Raw genomic sequence first — 15,792 nt, forward strand, 5'->3', positions numbered from 1 at the left:
CGATCCACCCCTTCCACCGAAAGGTTCTTGCATGTTGTCCTCCCGGATCCACAAGATCTCCGCCGGAGTCGCGTGCCTCGTCGCAGCCTTCGCGGGCGCGACCGTGTCGACCGCCGCCGATGCCGACAGCAATGCGGCGGTGCCGACGTTCAAGCAGTTCGTCGCGTCGACCTACGTCGACGTCGACGGCGCCTATGTCGTCAACGGCGACGAGGCGATCAGCACCAAGGCCGACCTCCGCACGTTCTACGACAGCATGGTCGCTCCGGCGAAGACCCGTGCGGACGGCCTGATCGTCAACACCGTCAACGGCGCGGACGACAAGTGGAGCGCCTCGCAGGTCGCGAACCTGACCTACTGCGTGAGCACGAAGTTCGGCACCCGCCACGACGACATCGTCGCCGCGATGAGCGCCGGCGCCGGCCTCTGGGAGGCCGCGTCGTCGAAGATCAACTTCGTGTACGTGCCCGCCCAGGACGGCAAGTGCACGACCCGCAACAACGCCGTGCTCTTCTCCGTGGAGCCGGTCGCGACCACGCAGTACATCGCGCGGGCGTTCTTCCCGAGCACCCCGAAGCGGCAGCGCAACGTGCTCGTCGACGACTCGATCTGGACCTCCGGCACCTGGGAGCCCGGCGACATCCTCGGCCACGAGCTCGGTCACACGCTCGGCTTCCGGCACGAGCACACCCGGCCCGAGGCCGGCACCTGCTTCGAGGACAACAACTGGCGGCCGCTGACGCCGTACGACTCCTCGTCGATCATGCACTACCCCCAGTGCAACGGCGGCTCGGCCGACCTGGAGTTCCAGGCGTCCGACGCGGCCGGTGCGCGGGCGCTGTACGGCTCCTGACTCCCTCAGGTGAGCCTGCGGTGAGTCCGCGGTGAGCGGCGAGGGGACCCGAGCGGTGATTCGGGTCCCCTCGTCGTACCGCCCTAGAATCCGCGGGTGGCACTCACCATCGGCATCGTCGGTCTCCCCAACGCAGGCAAGTCGACGCTCTTCAACGCGTTGACCAAGAACGACGTCCTCGCGGCGAACTACCCGTTCGCCACGATCGAGCCCAACGTGGGCGTCGTGGGCGTGCCTGACCCGCGCCTGGCCCAGCTCGCCGAGATCTTCGGCTCCGAGCGCCAGCTGCCCGCGACCGTCGAGTTCGTCGACATCGCCGGCATCGTCCGCGGCGCCTCCCAGGGTGAGGGCCTCGGCAACAAGTTCCTCGCCCACATCCGCGAGTCCGCCGCCATCTGCCAGGTGACCCGCGTCTTCCGCGACGAGGACGTCACCCACGTCGACGGCGAGGTCAACCCCGGCAACGACATCTCCACCATCCAGACCGAGCTGATCCTCGCCGACCTCGAGACGGTGGAGAAGGCCGTCGTGCGGCTGGAGAAGGAGGCGCGCAAGGTCAAGGAGCTCGCCGCCAACCTCGAGGCCGCCAAGGAGGCGAAGGAGGCCCTCGAGGCCGGTACGCCGATCATCGCCACCTCGATCGACCGCACGCTGCTGCGCGAGCTCTCGCTCCTCACCGCCAAGCCGTTCATCTACGTCTTCAACTGCGACGCCGACGAGCTCCAGGATGACTCGCTCAAGGAGAAGATGCGCGCGCTGGTCGCGCCCGCCGAGGCGATCTTCCTGGACGCGAAGTTCGAGTCCGAGCTGATCGAGCTCGACGACGAGGAGGCCGCCGAGTTCCTCGCCGAGGCCGGCGTCACCGAGCCCGGCCTCGAGGTGCTGGCCCGGGTCGGCTTCGACACCCTCGGCCTGCAGACCTACCTCACCGCCGGCCCCAAGGAGTCGCGCGCGTGGACCATCGCCAAGGGCGCCACCGCCCCCGAGGCCGCCGGTGTCATCCACACCGACTTCCAGAAGGGCTTCATCAAGGCCGAGGTCGTGTCCTTCGCGGACCTGCTCGCCGCCGGGTCGATGAACAAGGCCAAGGAGGCCGGCAAGGTCCGGATGGAGGGCAAGGACTACGTCATGGCCGACGGTGACGTGGTGGAGTTCCGCTTCAACGTCTGACGCGGGGGGCTGTCTCGGGCGACCCTGGCCGGTTCCTGGAGCCCACCTCCACAGCCAGGGCCTCGCCGACGTGAGCCCGAGAGAGAACTCCAGATCGCACGTCGACTTCCTCCGCGCTACCCGGGCAGGCTCGGGCCAGTCCTGAGGCGACGCGGGCGAGCTCGAGATGGAGCCCGCACCAGCGGTCCGGTCCGGGGAATCTGTGTCGGTTGACAGCGCTCTTCGTTCGGAGGAACGTCACAGGAGTCAAGTCTTCGAGCCGCAGCATTCTTGTCGGTGGCGATCGGGTCTCGGGACGTCCGCACTGAAGGGCGCGCCAGAGCCGAGGTCGATCCCACGACCGTCAGGACCGGTGGCCCCATGAGTGCTGCGCCGCGGATGCGGATCACGATCATCGACGACCATGCGCTGTTCGCCGAATCGGTCGCGTTGACGCTGGAGCACCAGGGATACGCGGTACGGCGCATCGACCTCGCGGATCCCGGCGCCACGCTCGCCTCGGTGCTGTCGGCGACCTTGCGCACCGTCCCGCGCCTGGTGCTGCTGGACCTGTGTCTCGGCCGGGTCGGTGACGGGACGCGGTTGGTTGCTCCGCTGGCGGCGTCGGGAGCGTTGGTCGTCGTACTCACGGGCAGCCTCAGTCGGCCGGAGTGGGGCGAGTGCCTGCACCGAGGGGCCCGGGCGGTCCTGCTGAAGTCGTCGTCGTTGAACCTGGTCGTCGGCACCATTCGGCGTGCGCGTGACGGCCTCGCGCTGATGTCCCGCGACGAGCGCGCCGAGCTGATCGAGGTCGCAGCCCAGCACCGGTTGGCGCACCGGGGCATCGCCAGCCGCCTCGAGCGGCTCACGCGGCGGGAGAACGAGGTCCTGGGGTCCTTGATGCGGGGGATGCAGGTGTGTGAGATCGCCCGCGCCGGCGTGGTCTCCGAGGCGACCGTGCGCACCCAGGTGAAGACGATCCTCGCGAAGCTGGAGCTGACCTCGCAGCTCGCTGCGGTCGGCGCCGCCAACCAGGTCGGTTGGCGCTGTCCCCGGGACTGAGAGGCGCCGGGCGGTGCCCTCGCGCCGTCCGACGTATCGTTGGGTGCGAAGCTCCCGCTGCACGCCCGGTGCGGTGGGTGCGCGACGAGAGGCGGCACCATGAGTGCGCCCGGATTCCACTACCCGCACAGGTATCCCGACGCGCTGGGGCTTCTGCGACTGCGGTTGACCGACCTGCCGCACCTCGCCCTCGCCGACGGGATCTGGCTGCCGTACGGGCGCGACCTGGTCCGGGAGGGTGCCCACCTGGTCGACGAGTTCCCGGAGGACCGGGGCCGGATCGACCGGCTCGCCTACGCGCCGGGTGACTGGGAGGTCGCCGCGACCGAGATCTTCACCCGGCACGGTCGGGTCAAGGTCGGGTTCCTGCCCGCGGCACGTGGACGGGGGGTGGTGCTGGTCCGTCTGCACACCTCCGAGGTGCTGCAGATCCGGATTGCCTGGCCCGGCCGGATCGTGGAGGAAGGGTTCTCCCAGGAGAGCCAGCCGCCGATCCCGACCGGGCGCAGGGCACCCGGAGTACCGTGAAGGAAGACTGGTCGACCTGAGGCCTCCATCCGGACACCCGGACCGGTCGAGAGGTGGCGTCATGACGATGCCAGGTACACCCGTCCTCCCTGCCGCCGATGCGTCGGTGTCCGACGTCCCCGCGCCGCACGCGGATCGTCCTCCCCTCCGTCTTCGGATGGGTCGCACGATGGGAGTCGACCGACTCGACGGCGGTTGGTGGCCGCAGAGCCGCGACCTGACGGTGGAGCTGGCCGACCTGGTCGACCACTTCCCGGCCGACTGCGGCCGCGTCGTGCGGGCACTGTTCTCCCCACCCGACTGGGATCCGGCTCCGCGGCGCGTGCCCGTTGCCGCCGGATACATCAAGGTCGGCTCGTTCCCTCGCGACGACACCCACCTCATCGAGCTGAAGACCTCCGACCGCACGGTGCTCCGCGTGCTCGTCGTACCGCCCGGGTTCAGCGAGGGCCAGGGCACGGAGGCACTCCTGGCGGCTGCGACCCCCGGCAACTCCCATGCTGCGGGGGACCTGCTGTCCGTGGTGAGTGAGCACCCCGACGTGGACCCGGCCGACCACTGGGAGGACGACGGCGGTGCGTGGTGGGGGGAGGACAGGTCCGCACCCTCCTTCCGGGCCGGACCCGGAGCCGGCGACCGATGAGGTTCGTCGTCGAGTCAGCGGTGGCGGGCGACCCCGCCTGGTGGCTCATCGACGACGACGGCCTCGTCCTCGCCTGGTCCGGCACGACCTATGCCAGTCTGGCGATGGCGGACCATGCTGCGCACCGCTTCCGTGTGGAGCCCGGCGGACGGGAGTACCGCCTGCAGGAGCGCAGGGGGAAGTCCTGGCGCTGGACCGCCTGGAACGCAACGGGACAGCGGGTCGCTGTCTCAGGGGACTGGTTCGCGACCAGCTCCGAAGCCACGGACGCCGCCCGCCGGATGGGCGATCTGGTGGGCGCAGCCATCGGCCCCTGAGGACCCGCTGAGCCCGAGCTCCGGGTACCCGGCATCGAGGAACTGCCAGTCTGCGTCGACTCGCTGCCATTCAGCGCCGGTGTGCAATATCGCGTGGCGCGGGCCGTGTTGTTGCCGTCAGGATCGGCGATGAGCAGGCAGGAGCCCGATGAACAGGCAGGCGCGTCTCGGCATGGTCGCGACGGCCCTCGCGATCGTGTACGTCGTGTGGGGCTCGACGTACCTCGGCATCCGGGTGGTCGTCGAGGACGTGCCACCCCTGACCGGGATGGGTGCACGGTTCGTGGCTGCCGGGCTGCTCCTCGGCGTGGTGCTGCGACTGCGGGGCGTCGAGGTGGGCGTCACCCGCGCCGAGCTCCTCGGTGCGGCCCTCCTCGGGCTGATGCTGCCCCTGCTGGGCAACGGACTGGTGGCGATCGGGGAGAGCAAGGGTGCGCCGAGCGGGGTCGCGGCGCTGCTGGTCGCCGCGGTGCCGCTGTGGGTGGTGGCCTACCGGTTCACGAGCGGTGACCGGCCGCGGGCCTGGTCGGTGCTGGGAGTACTGCTGGGCTTCGTCGGGCTCGCGTGGCTGGTGCTGGGCGGCCGCGGCCAGGGGAACGTGCCGCTCGTCGGCGCCGCGTTCGTGCTGGCTGCGAGCGGGTTCTGGGCCTTCGGCTCCTGGGTGCAGCCCCGCCTCACCCTGCCGAAGGACCCGTTCGTGCTCGCGGTCCACGAGATGTGGACGGGTGGCGTGATGATGGTGGCGCTGGGGCTCGCCGTGGGGGAGTCGCCCACGCCGTTCGCGTACGACGCCCGGACCTGGCTCGCATGGCTGTACCTCGTCGTGATCGGGTCGATGGTCGGCTTCAGCGCCTACGTGTGGCTGCTCGCGAACGCGCCGATCGGCCTCGTCGCGACCTATGCCTACGTCAACCCGGTCGTCGCGGTCTTCCTCGGCTGGGCCCTGCTCGACGAGCCGATCACGAGCGCCGTCCTCGTCGGCGGGCTGGTGATCGTGGCCGCCGTCGCCGTGGTGATCACAGTCGAGCGACCGCCCAAGCAGGCGGAGGACCCGGCCCTCGAGCCGGCCTGAGCCGGGACGCTACCTGCGGAAGGTCAGGTGGATCGTGCCGCTCTCGGCGGTCTCGGTGACCACCTCGTAGTCGGCCTCCAGCCCCCGCAGGTCGTCCCAGAGCCGGATCCCACGACCGAGCAGGATCGGCGCGATCGCGACGTGGAGCTGGTCGACGAGACCGGCGGCGAGGAAGTCGCGGACCACGCTCGCGCCGCCACCGATCCGGACGTCCTTGCCGTCGGCGACCTCGAGTGCGCGGTCGAGGGCCTCGCGCGGCGTGGCGGCGAGGAAGTGGAACGTCGTACCTCCGGCCATCTCGATCGGGGGCCGCGGGGCACCGTGGGTCAGCACGAACACCGGGACCCGGAACGGCGGCTCGTCACCCCACCAGCCGCGCCAGTCGGGGTCGTCGGGGAAGTTGTGCAGCCCGAACATGCCGGCACCCATGATCTCCGCGCCGAGCTCGGCGAAGTACGCCGCGGCGTACCTGTCGTCGACACCGGTGGTGCCCTCGCCCGAGGTGTCGTGCAGCACCCGCTCGCGGAAGGTCCTGGTCGCGGCGTACGCGCCGGTCAGGCGTGGCCAGTCGTCGCCGAACGGGTTGTCGGGCGTCTGGTCCGTCGTCGTCGCGAAGCCGTCGAGGGAGATGTTGAGGTCGACCCGGACTGCCATGGCGCCAGCGTACGCATGGGACGATCCCGCGCGTGACCATCACTCTCACCGACCTCCTCGTCGCCGACCCGCCGGAGGCCTGGCGCGAGGCGGGGTTCGCCGTGGACGACGACGGCACCTGCCGGGTCGGGGCGGTGCGGATCCGGCTCGTCGGGTGGGACCGGGGGACGGGGATCGTCGGGTGGGAGCTGGGCGGAATGCCGGCGAGCACCACCGATCTCGACGGCATCCCGACGGCGGCGTCGACGACGCCGGCGGCGGAGCCCGCCACCCATCCGAACGGGGTCACGCATCTCGACCACGTCGTGCTGCTCTCACCCGACCTCGCGCGGACCACGGCGGCGCTGGAGGCCCTGGGGATCGACGTACGGCGCGAGCGGGACGGCGCCATCAACGGGGCCCCGGTGCGGCAGGTGTTCTTCCGGCTGGGTGAGGTGATCCTCGAGGTGGTGGGCTCGCCGGACGCCGCGAACAAGGGGCCGTCCAGCCTGTGGGGACTGACCCACGTGGTGGCCGACATCGACGCGGCGGCAAGCCGGCTGGGCGAGCGGACCAGCCCGGTGAAGGACGCGGTCCAGCCGGGGCGGCGGATCACGACGCTGCGACACCGCGACCTCGGGATGTCGGTGCGGACCGCGCTGATCTCTCCCCACACCCCCTAGGAACAAGGCGAAACTCGTCGATCAACTCTGGTTGTTCGAACATGTGTGCGATAGAATCGACCCATGATCTCGGACCTCTCGGAAGCCACGCCGGAGCAGCTGCTCCACGCTTCCGAGGGCAGTGTCCGGGAAGGCCGGCTCCTCGAGGTCCACAAGCTCGAGTTGCTGCTCGCCTGGGCCGACCTCCACTCCAGTGACCCGCAGGCCGAGCCCGACGCCGTGCCCGTGAGGTTCGGCGGTCCGAAGCTGATCAGCCTCGGCGGTGACGGCACTCCCGAAGTGGTCGACCTCGCGCTGGCCGAGATCGCGATCGCCCGCCACGAGAACGTCCTGGCGACCCGCAGCGCGCTAGCGGATGCGTTCGACCTGCGCCACCGGCTGCCGCAGGTCTGGGCCGGTGTGAAGGGCGGGCGCTGCGAGGTCTGGGTGGTGCGGAAGGTCGCCCGGATGTCGCGCAAGCTCGACCGCCACCAGGTCCGGATCGTCGACGCTGCCGTGGCTGCCGCCCTGGATGAAGCACCCGCGCGGATCCTCGCGATCGCGGAGGCCAAGGTGATCGAGGCCGACCCGGTCGCCCACGCCGAGCAGATCAAGGACAACCAGAAGGGCAAGGGTGTCTGGTATCCGCAGCCCCGCCCCGGCTCGCAGGTCGACGACACCGACAACACCGCAGGCATTGGGGTCGTGTTCGCGCGGATCGACGAGGCCGACGCGCTCGAGCACGCCCGGATGATCGAGGACCTCGCCACCGCCCTGGCCGAGCAGGCGGCACCGCTCGCAGACGGTCAGGAGCCCGTCGGCATGGACCACTGGCGAGCCGAAGCCTTCGCGATGCTGGCCGACCCTGCTGCGGTGCTCGCGTTCCTGCACGGCGTCGAGGCCGAGCCCGCCAGCACCCCGGTCGCACGGGCCGCGGAGATCGTCGTCCACGTCGCCCAGCAGGACGACGGCAGCCTCGGCCCGCTGGCCCGGGTCGAAGGCCTCGGCCCCCGGCTGTTGGACCAGGTCCGCGGCCTCCTCCGCAGCTACGCCAACGTCACGGTCACCCCGGTGATCGACCTCCACACCGGCAGGTCGGTCAACGGCTACGAACACCCCACCGACGTGAAACGCCGCACCGAGCTCCGCACCATCGGGGACGTCTTCCCCCACGCCACCGGCCTCTTCGCCAAGCGGGGTCGGGCACCGGATCACGACCACACGACGCCGTACGACAGGCACGGCCCACCCGGCCAGACCGGCGACCACAACGACACCCCACTCACCCGGCACCACCACCGCGCAAAGACACACGTGCGTGGCTACACCGTGCTGCAGCTCGGCCCCGACACGTGGGTCTGGGGCACACCCCACGGCCTCTACCGGCTCGTCACCACCACCGGCACCACCACGATCACCCGGGCCGAGTTCCACCTGCGCGCACAGCAGGCGATCGTCCTCGCAGACGACTACGCCGCCTGACCGACGGACAGGGACGTTGAAAAGGTCGACAATGTCCCGATGAAGTCACGCATCGGGGCAGTGATGGTCGTGGCGGCGCTCGTGCTCGCCGGCTGCGGAGGCAGCGCGGACCAGTCGGACGCCGTACCCAGCAGCACGCCGACCCAGGCGGGGACGACACCCACCCAGGCGCCCTGGCAGGCACTCGACGGCCCGCTCGGCCGCTGCGGTCCGCAGCCGGCGGACGTCGCGGAGGCGGGGTTCGCTCCGACGGTCCTGAAGGACCCGGACGTCGGGCGGATCCCCGCGGTGACGGCGGGCAGCGGCAGCACGGTCGCCGTGCTGCTGCACCAGACCGACGGCAATGGCCTGTGCGGGTGGCTGGCGTACGCCGCCGACCTGGTCGCGCAGCCGGGGGTGCAGGTACTGGCGATCGACCTGTGCGGGTACGGCGAGTCGAAGTGCCGCGGCGATCGCACGGGCCCGCACCAGGTCGACGCCGTCGGCGTGGCCGTGCGCGAGGCCCGGACCCGGCTCGGCGCGACCCGGGTGGTCGTCGTCGGGGCCTCGATGGGCGGCAGTGTCGCGCTGATGACGGCGGCCACCGACCCCGACGTGGCGGCGGCCGTTGACCTGTCGGGGCCGGTCGACTGGAAGGGGATCGAGGTCGTCGACGGCGGTCGGGCGCTGAAGGTGCCGGTCCTGGTCGCGATGGCTGACAGTGAGGGCGAGGACCAGGTCAGCGGAGCGCAGGCGATCGTCGACCAGGCGCCCGAGGGCAGCCGGTTCGAGGCGGCCGAGTCCGGCCACGGCTACGACCTGCTCCTCGACGCCGACGCGCAGCCGCTGCCGCTCGCCGAGGTGGTCGCGGCCTGGATCCGGGGCTGACGTCAGGGACGGCGCTGGAGGACGACCCAGCCGAGGGCTACGCCGAACCCGGCGACGATCGGCCCGATGAGCGAGAAGGTGTTGGACGTCTCGTCGCCGATGACGCCCCACGAAAGTAGGGTCCAGTAGCCGCCGACGAGCAGCAGCGCGATCGCGGGCGGCAGGCCGAACAGCAGCTTCTGCCAGCGCGGGCGGGCGCCGTACCGGTCCGGATCCATGGCTCCAACCTACTGGGAGCACTCTCCAAGCCGCCGCGCGGCGTCAGCCGAGGGCCAGCTTCACTGCCACCAGGACCATGGTCGCCGCGATGCACAGCTCCAGCACCTGCCAGGACCGCGGCCGGGCCAGGAACGGGGCCAGCAGTCGCGCACCGAAGCCCAGGCCGCAGAACCAGAGCAGGCTCGCCAGAGCCGCGCCGACGCCGAACCACCAGCGGCCGGCCGGCTCGCCGCCGTCGTGGGCGGTCGCGATCGACCCGATGAGGAGCAGGGTGTCGAGGTAGACGTGCGGGTTGAGCCAGGTCAGCAGGATGACCCGAGTGACCACGCTGCGCCGGGTCTCGCTGGCGGCGTCCGCGGTGCCGTTGGTGGCTGCCAGCGACTCGGGCCGGCTGGCGCGGCGCAGGGACGCGACGGCGTACCAGAGCAGGAAGGCGACGCCCAGCCACCGCACCACGGTCAGCGCCCAGCCTGTCTCGTCGACGAGCGCGCCGACGCCCGCGATGCCCGCGGCGATCAGGACCGCGTCGGACGCCGCGCAGATGAGCACGACGACGCCGACGTGGGAGCGGAGCAGGCCCTGCCGCAGGACGTAGGCGTTCTGGGCGCCGATCGCGACGATGAGGGAGGCCGTGGTCAGCAGACCGGCGAGGGCAGGGGCGAGCACGCGGTCGAACCTAGGGTCGTCCGAGTGTGAAGGCCAGCGAATGTTCCTACAGGAACATGAGCGGTGCTTAACATGGTCCATGCGCTTCGACCCGGCCCAGCTGGAGACCCTCGTCGCCATCACCGAGGAGGGCACCTTCGAGGCCGCCGCCCGTCGGCTCCACGTCACGGCCAGTGCGGTCAGCCAGCGGGTGCGCGCGCTGGAGCAGGCGGCCGGCCAGGTCCTCGTCCGCCGTACGACGCCCGCCACCGTCACGCCGGCGGGGGAGCCGCTCGTCCGGCTCGGTCGGCAGCTGCGGCTCCTCGGCACGGAAGCGGCGATGACGCTCGGCAGCGACGACGTCGTCGACCTCGCCGTCGCCGTCAACGCGGACTCGCTGGCGACGTGGTTCCGGCCGGTGCTCGCCGCGGTCGCGCAGCGGCCGGGGACCGCGCTGCGCCTGCACGTCGAGGACCAGGCCTACTCCGACGACCTGCTGCGTCGCGGCGAGGTGCTCGCCGCCGTCACCGACGAGCCCCGCCCCGTGCAGGGCTGCATTGTCGAACGACTGGGCGGGATCCGGTACACGCCGGCGGCCGCGCCCTGGCTGGTCGAGCGGCACCGTCGCGGCCGTGGGATCGACTGGGCGGCGATGCCGCTGGTCGTCTACAACGAGAAGGACCACCTGCAGGACGACCTGCTCGCCACGCACGGCGCCGGTCGTCCGCCGGTCGTGCACCGGGTGCCGAGCACCGCCGACTTCCACGAGGCGATCCGGGCCGGCCTCGGCTGGGGGATGCTGCTGAACCCGCAGCTCGCCGAGAGCCTGGCTGCCGGGGAGGTGGTCCGGCTCCCCGGAGCCCGACCGGTCGTCGTACCGCTCTTCTGGCAGCGGTGGCGCCTCGACAGCCCGGCGCTGGCCGCGCTCACCGACGACGTACGGCGGGCGGCGCGGGTGTTGTCGGTGGGAAGGGCTACGAAGGTGTCATGACCGATGTGTGGCCGTTCGTCCGCCAGGAGCGCCTCGCCCTGCTCGCCGACCTGGAGTCGCTGACGCCCGAGCAGTGGGAGGTCCCGTCGCTGTGCGCGGGGTGGAGCGTGCACGACGTGCTGGCCCACCTCGTCGACGTCGCGAAGACCTCGGTGCCGCGGTTCGTGCTGACCATGGCGCGGGCGCGCTTCGACTTCGACCGGCAGAACCAGGACGGTGTCGACCGCGAGCGCGGCGCCACGCCTGCGGAGACCCGGGCGCGTTGGCGAGCCGCGGTCGACCTGCGCCGCTCGCCCCCGGCCCCGCGGGTGACCCGGGTGGTCGAGGAGATCGTGCACGGCGAGGACGTACGCCGTCCGCTCGGCATCGCCCGTGCTTACGACGCCGGCGCGGTCATGGATGCCTTCGGCTGGCAGGCCCGCACCTCGGAGTCGATGGGCGGCACCCGGCGCGCCCTCTCCGGGCTGACCCTCGCTGCGACCGACGCGGACCTGGTCCACGGCGAGGGGCCGCGGGTCGAGGGGCGCGCGCTCGACCTGCTGCTCGTCTCGGCCGGCAGGACGGTGGCCCTCGACGACCTCAGCGGGCCCGGGGTGGACACGCTGCGGGAGCGGTTCGGCTGAGGATCAGGCCTCCGCCGTCGCCTTGATCCCGGTCAGCGTCTGCCGCATCCCGTCGCGCAGCGATGCCGTGAACACGTCCATGCCGCCCATGAATCCCTCGGTCAGCTCGCGGGAGAGCTCGGAGATGCCGTCGGGGGTGGCGCGACGCTGGGTGAGCACGGTGCCGGTGTCGGACGGCGCGAGGTGGAAGGACCACACCGCCCAGTTCTCCTCGACCCGGAACGCGATCTCCTGCTCCGGCTCGAACCGCAGGATCCGGGCGTGGGTGGTCCACTCCAGCTCGCCGTGCTGGTTGCGGTTGGTGAACGCGACACCCTCGGCGGGCTCCGCGCCGTCCTTGGTCCGCGTGGAGGTGACCTGCGGGCTCCACTCGGCCATCCGGCGTACGTCACTGACGAGCGCCCACACCGTCGCCGGTGGGGCGTCGATCCTGATCGAGTCCTCGAGCTGGTCCATGCCTTCGGACCGTAGCCCCGATCCATCTTTGCGTCCAGTCGGTCGTATAGTTTTCGCATGACCGACACCGACGGACGACGGGCCCGGGGCGACGCGACCCGGCGCCGGGCGGCCCGGTGCGCGGCCGACATCGCCACCACCCACGGCCTCGACTCGATCTCGGTCGGGGGACTCGCGACGGCGACCGGGCTGAGCAAGAGCGGCATCCTCACCGTCTTCAGCACCCGCGAGGCGATCCAGGTCGCGGCCGTCGCCGAGGCCCGCCGGGTGTACGTCGACACGGTGATCGCCCCCGTCTGGGGAGCCCCGCCCGGGCGGGACCGGCTGGCGGCTTTGCTCGGCGCGTGGGTCGACTACCAGCGGGCCGGAGTCTTCCCGGGCGGGTGCTTCGTGGCGGCGACGTCGGCCGAGTACGGCCATCGCGACGGCCCGGTCGCCGACGCCGTGCGGGCGCTCAAGCGGGAGTGGCTCGACCTGCTCGAGGGCGAGCTCGTGGCCGCGGGCGTGGCGGACCCGGCCGAGGGCGCGTTCCAGATCGACGCCTACCTGGTCGCCGCCAACACCCGGCGCCAGCTGTTCGGTGAGGACGCGGCGCTCGGGACCGCGCGGCGGCTCGCGCTGGCGGTGCTCGCAACGACCTCAGGCTGAGCGGGTCGAGCCCTGGTGCGCCCGGCGTACCAGCTCGACCACGGAGACCCCGTGCTCGGCCGGAGAGGTCCGCTGCTGCCGGTCCAGCCACATCGCGGCGTCGAGGGCATCGGTCGCCAGCCGGCGCAGGTCGTCGGCGCTGAGCTCCTCGGTTCCCTGCAGGGCGTCGTCGGGCTCGGAGACCGTCGCCGTGAAGGCAGGCCCGGACGGCGCGCCTTCGAGCCACCAGGTGCGCAGCAGGCCGAACCGAGGGCCCTCGTGCAGCCACGTGCCCGGGTCGTCCTCGGCGTGCTCCGCCGGCGTGGTCACGCACCACGACGGGCAGTCCGGCTTGTCGTCCTCCGCCTCCATCTCCCTCTGATCGGCGCCGCCACTGTCTGGTTGAGGAATCGGCTCGCGCGGAGCCCGGCCGCGGGCGGATACTGGCGGGCATGCCGTCCACCAGCCAACTCGCCGCCTTCGCGATCGCCTCGTTCCTGTTCATCCAGGTCCCGGGGCCGAGCCTGTTGTTCACCATCGGCCGTGCGCTCACGGTCGGGCGCCGCGACGCGCTCCTGTCGGTGGTGGGCAACGCACTCGGGCTCATCGCGCAGGTCGTGCTCGTCGCGGTCGGACTCGGTGCCGTCGTGGCGGCGTCGGCGACCGCGTTCACGCTGCTCAAGCTCGCCGGTGCGGCGTACGTCGTCTACCTCGGCGTGCGCGCGATCCTGCACCGCGCCGACGCTCGGGCCGCGCTCGAGGCCGTGGGAATCGGCGCCGCCCCGGCGCCCACGAGCGGGTTCGCCTCGGTGCGGACCGGCCTGGTCGTCGGCGCGACCAACCCGAAGACGATCGTCTTCTTCGTCGCCTTCCTGCCGCAGTTCATCGACGCCGGTGCTCCTGCCGCGCCGCAACTGGTCCTGCTGGGCGTGCTGTTCGGTGCGATGGCGGTCTGCTCCGACGGCTGCTGGGCGCTGCTCGCTGCCCGGGCGCGGGACTGGTTCGCCCGCAAGCCCACGCGCCTCGACTCCCTCGGCGCGGCCGGCGGCGTGATGATGGTCGGCCTCGGGGTCACGCTCGCGACCGCCGAGAGTCACTAGACCAGTCGCCGCCCGCCGTAACGAGCGGGAGCGGGACGTCGTTTCCTCCATGTGAAGCACGTCACACTGCTCCGGCTCGCCCTGATCACGTCGCTCGCCACCGGCCTCGGCACGGCGCTCGTCGCACCGGGAGGCGCCGCCGCGGCGGCCGACCCGTTCACCACGACCACGCTGCACTTCAAGGTCCTCGTCGGCCCCGCCGGCGACCAGGTCTGTGACGTCATCGGCGACGTCTACGTCCCCATGGGCGCGAGCAGCGACGACCCGGTGCCGGCGGTGCTCACCACCAACGGCTTCGGCGGCTCCAAGGACGACCAGGCCGCGCTCGGGGCGGCGCTCGCCTCGCGCGGGTACGCCGTGCTGTCGTACTCCGGGCTCGGCTTCGGCGGCTCCGGCTGCAAGATCACCCTCGACGACCCGGCGTACGACGGCAAGGCGGCCAGCCAGCTGGTCAGCTACCTCGCCGGGGCGGACGCGATCGCCTACCTCGATGCGGGGCACACCCAGCCGGCGCCCGTGCAGACCGCGGTCGAGCTCGACGGGCCGGGCGACCCGCGGGTCGGCACCTTCGGCGGCTCGTACGGCGGCGGGTTCCAGTTCGCGGTGGCCTCGATCGACCACCGCGTCGACGCGCTGGTCCCGGTGATCACCTGGAACGACCTCAGCTACAGCCTCGGCCCCAACAACACCGCCCAGACCACCGGCGTCTCGACCTCGGTCCCGGGCGCGGCCAAGCTGGTGTGGGCGCTGGGCTTCTCGGCGATCGGCGTCACCGGCGACCTGCAGAACCAGCAGGTGCCGCCCGACCTGCTGCCGTGCCCCAACTTCGCCGACTTCGTCTGCCCGGCGCTGGTCACCGCGGGCGCGACCGGCTACCTGCAGCCCGGCGACGTCGCGAAGCTGCGTGGCCGGTCGGTGGCGTCGTACCTCCCGCAGGTCACGGCCCCGACGCTCCTCATCCAGGGGGAGCGGGACACGCTGTTCAACCTCAACGAGGCCGTGGCGACGTACCGCGCACTGCAGGACCAGGGCACCGAGACCAAGATGATCTGGCAGCTCGGCGGTCACTCGGGCAGCGGCGCGCCCGGCGAGGTCAGCTGGTCCGACCCGGCCGGCGGCTACGTCAGCGGCCGGGTGCTCGACTGGTTCGAGCGCTACCTCAAGGGCCGTCACTCGGTCAGCACCGGGCCGGAGTTCGCCTACTTCCGCGACTGGGTCGACTACAGCGGCACCGCCGCGCCGGCGTACGCCACCGCGTCGAGCTTCCCCGTCGGTACGGCGCGCACGTGGCGGCTCTCCGGCGCGGGTGACCTGGTCACCGGCGCCACCCCGACCGCCGCCGGTGCGCAGTCCTTCCTGACCCCCGGTGCCGGCCTGCCGACCCGGCTCGACGAGATGGACGTGCTCGGCAGCATGCTCGGCCCGATCCCGTCGCTGGTCACCGACCTGCCCGGCACGTCCGCCGCCTGGTCCACCCCGGCCCTCACCGCACCGCTGCGGGTGGCGGGCTCGCCCACCGTCCGGCTCCAGGTCGGTGCACCGACGGCCGCGCTCACCCAGCTGCTCGGCCCGCTCGGCGAGCTGGTCGTGTTCGTCAAGGTCGCCGACGTCGCGCCCGACGGCACCGCCCGGCTGATCAACGGCCTCGAGGCACCGGTCCGGGTCCCCGACGTCACCCGCCCCTTCACCGTCCAGCTCCCGGCGATCGTCCACGAGTTCGCGCCGGGCCACCGGCTGCGCCTCGTCGTCGCGGGCGGATCGATCAACTACCGCGGCGGCGCCCTGGCCACGCCGGTCACCATCGCCTCCGGAAGCGCGCAAACCCTCACCCTCCCGGTGGTCCCGTGAACTAACGTTGACCGT

20 protein-coding genes are annotated in these 15,792 nt (G+C 72.0%); 15 read left to right on the forward strand and 5 right to left on the reverse strand.

All coding sequences use genetic code 11. The annotated features are described in order from the left end of the window. Positions 1-31 precede the first annotated feature (31 nt). From ACZYRU_RS05780 to ACZYRU_RS05810, 7 genes are all read left to right on the forward strand, one after another. Complete coding sequence (locus ACZYRU_RS05780; RefSeq protein ID WP_488956113.1) at positions 32-853, forward strand: zinc metalloprotease; 822 nt, start codon at positions 32-34, stop codon at positions 851-853. Between the two features lie 96 nt (positions 854-949). Continuing rightward, positions 950-2,023 (forward strand): redox-regulated ATPase YchF, encoded by a 1,074-nt coding sequence (gene ychF / locus ACZYRU_RS05785; RefSeq protein ID WP_488956114.1) that lies wholly within the window; start codon positions 950-952, stop codon positions 2,021-2,023. A 360-nt stretch (positions 2,024-2,383) separates the two neighbouring features. Beyond that, complete coding sequence (locus tag ACZYRU_RS05790) at positions 2,384-3,064, forward strand: LuxR C-terminal-related transcriptional regulator (RefSeq protein ID WP_488956115.1); 681 nt, start codon at positions 2,384-2,386, stop codon at positions 3,062-3,064. A gap of 99 nt (positions 3,065-3,163) precedes the next feature. Continuing rightward, the gene (locus tag ACZYRU_RS05795) at positions 3,164-3,592 is read left to right on the forward strand and encodes a DUF5994 family protein (protein WP_488956116.1); all 429 of its coding nucleotides are present in this window, start codon (positions 3,164-3,166) and stop codon (positions 3,590-3,592) included. 157 nt (positions 3,593-3,749) lie between these two features. Further along, positions 3,750-4,235, forward strand: a complete 486-nt coding sequence (locus tag ACZYRU_RS05800) for a DUF5994 family protein (RefSeq protein WP_488956117.1) — start codon at positions 3,750-3,752, stop codon at positions 4,233-4,235. Further along, complete coding sequence (locus tag ACZYRU_RS05805; protein ID WP_488956118.1) at positions 4,232-4,552, forward strand: hypothetical protein; 321 nt, start codon at positions 4,232-4,234, stop codon at positions 4,550-4,552. The genes ACZYRU_RS05800 and ACZYRU_RS05805 overlap by 4 nt, the downstream gene beginning before the upstream one ends. A 148-nt stretch (positions 4,553-4,700) precedes the next feature. Beyond that, on the forward strand, positions 4,701-5,624 hold the full coding sequence (locus ACZYRU_RS05810; protein WP_488956119.1) for an EamA family transporter: 924 nt from the start codon (positions 4,701-4,703) through the stop codon (positions 5,622-5,624). A gap of 9 nt (positions 5,625-5,633) precedes the next feature. On the opposite strand, the gene ACZYRU_RS05815 is transcribed toward ACZYRU_RS05810, so the two are convergent. Then, positions 5,634-6,278 carry a dihydrofolate reductase family protein gene (locus ACZYRU_RS05815; RefSeq protein ID WP_488956120.1) on the reverse strand — a complete coding sequence of 215 codons (645 nt, stop codon included), beginning with the start codon at positions 6,276-6,278 and terminating at the stop codon, positions 5,634-5,636. 32 nt (positions 6,279-6,310) lie between these two features. Between ACZYRU_RS05815 and ACZYRU_RS05820 the strand changes: the two genes are divergently transcribed. The 3 genes from ACZYRU_RS05820 to ACZYRU_RS05830 all read left to right on the forward strand — a co-directional run bounded on the left by ACZYRU_RS05820 (position 6,311) and on the right by ACZYRU_RS05830 (position 9,268). Next, positions 6,311-6,940, forward strand: coding sequence for a VOC family protein (locus tag ACZYRU_RS05820; RefSeq protein ID WP_488956121.1), 630 nt, complete (start codon positions 6,311-6,313; stop codon positions 6,938-6,940). 63 nt (positions 6,941-7,003) lie between these two features. Then, positions 7,004-8,401, forward strand: coding sequence for a hypothetical protein (locus ACZYRU_RS05825; RefSeq protein WP_488956122.1), 1,398 nt, complete (start codon positions 7,004-7,006; stop codon positions 8,399-8,401). Between the two features lie 39 nt (positions 8,402-8,440). Next, positions 8,441-9,268, forward strand: a complete 828-nt coding sequence (locus ACZYRU_RS05830; protein WP_488956123.1) for an alpha/beta hydrolase family protein — start codon at positions 8,441-8,443, stop codon at positions 9,266-9,268. A 2-nt stretch (positions 9,269-9,270) separates the two neighbouring features. On the opposite strand, the gene ACZYRU_RS05835 is transcribed toward ACZYRU_RS05830, so the two are convergent. Continuing rightward, positions 9,271-9,486, reverse strand: a complete 216-nt coding sequence (locus ACZYRU_RS05835; RefSeq protein WP_488956124.1) for a hypothetical protein — start codon at positions 9,484-9,486, stop codon at positions 9,271-9,273. 43 nt (positions 9,487-9,529) lie between these two features. Then, a complete protein-coding gene (locus ACZYRU_RS05840; protein ID WP_488956125.1) occupies positions 9,530-10,153 on the reverse strand; it encodes a LysE/ArgO family amino acid transporter in 624 nt (207 codons plus the stop codon). Between the two features lie 79 nt (positions 10,154-10,232). Here ACZYRU_RS05840 and ACZYRU_RS05845 point away from each other — a divergent pair, with 79 nt between their 5' ends. Together ACZYRU_RS05845 and ACZYRU_RS05850 are read left to right on the forward strand one after the other, a co-directional pair. Continuing rightward, the gene (locus ACZYRU_RS05845) at positions 10,233-11,123 is read left to right on the forward strand and encodes a LysR family transcriptional regulator ArgP (protein WP_488956126.1); all 891 of its coding nucleotides are present in this window, start codon (positions 10,233-10,235) and stop codon (positions 11,121-11,123) included. After that, on the forward strand, positions 11,120-11,746 hold the full coding sequence (locus ACZYRU_RS05850) for a maleylpyruvate isomerase family mycothiol-dependent enzyme (protein ID WP_488956127.1): 627 nt from the start codon (positions 11,120-11,122) through the stop codon (positions 11,744-11,746). Before ACZYRU_RS05845 ends, ACZYRU_RS05850 begins: the two co-directional genes overlap by 4 nt. A gap of 3 nt (positions 11,747-11,749) precedes the next feature. Here the strand turns inward: ACZYRU_RS05850 and ACZYRU_RS05855 are convergent, their stop codons facing one another. Then, positions 11,750-12,202: an SRPBCC family protein gene (locus tag ACZYRU_RS05855; RefSeq protein ID WP_488956128.1), complete on the reverse strand. Its 453-nt coding sequence runs from the start codon at positions 12,200-12,202 to the stop codon at positions 11,750-11,752. Positions 12,203-12,259: 57 nt separating this feature from the next. Here ACZYRU_RS05855 and ACZYRU_RS05860 point away from each other — a divergent pair, with 57 nt between their 5' ends. Then, a complete protein-coding gene (locus tag ACZYRU_RS05860) occupies positions 12,260-12,850 on the forward strand; it encodes a TetR/AcrR family transcriptional regulator (protein WP_488956129.1) in 591 nt (196 codons plus the stop codon). Here the strand turns inward: ACZYRU_RS05860 and ACZYRU_RS05865 are convergent. Beyond that, complete coding sequence (locus ACZYRU_RS05865) at positions 12,842-13,201, reverse strand: hypothetical protein (protein WP_488956130.1); 360 nt, start codon at positions 13,199-13,201, stop codon at positions 12,842-12,844. The two genes, ACZYRU_RS05860 and ACZYRU_RS05865, sit on opposite strands and share 9 nt — an antisense overlap. An 80-nt stretch (positions 13,202-13,281) precedes the next feature. Here ACZYRU_RS05865 and ACZYRU_RS05870 point away from each other — a divergent pair, with 80 nt between their 5' ends. Continuing rightward, positions 13,282-13,929, forward strand: coding sequence for a LysE family translocator (locus ACZYRU_RS05870; protein WP_488956131.1), 648 nt, complete (start codon positions 13,282-13,284; stop codon positions 13,927-13,929). A 51-nt stretch (positions 13,930-13,980) separates the two neighbouring features. Next, on the forward strand, positions 13,981-15,777 hold the full coding sequence (locus ACZYRU_RS05875) for a S15 peptidase family protein (protein WP_488956132.1): 1,797 nt from the start codon (positions 13,981-13,983) through the stop codon (positions 15,775-15,777). Positions 15,778-15,792: the final 15 nt, after the last annotated feature.

Source organism: Nocardioides sp. F233 (assembly GCF_057813895.1).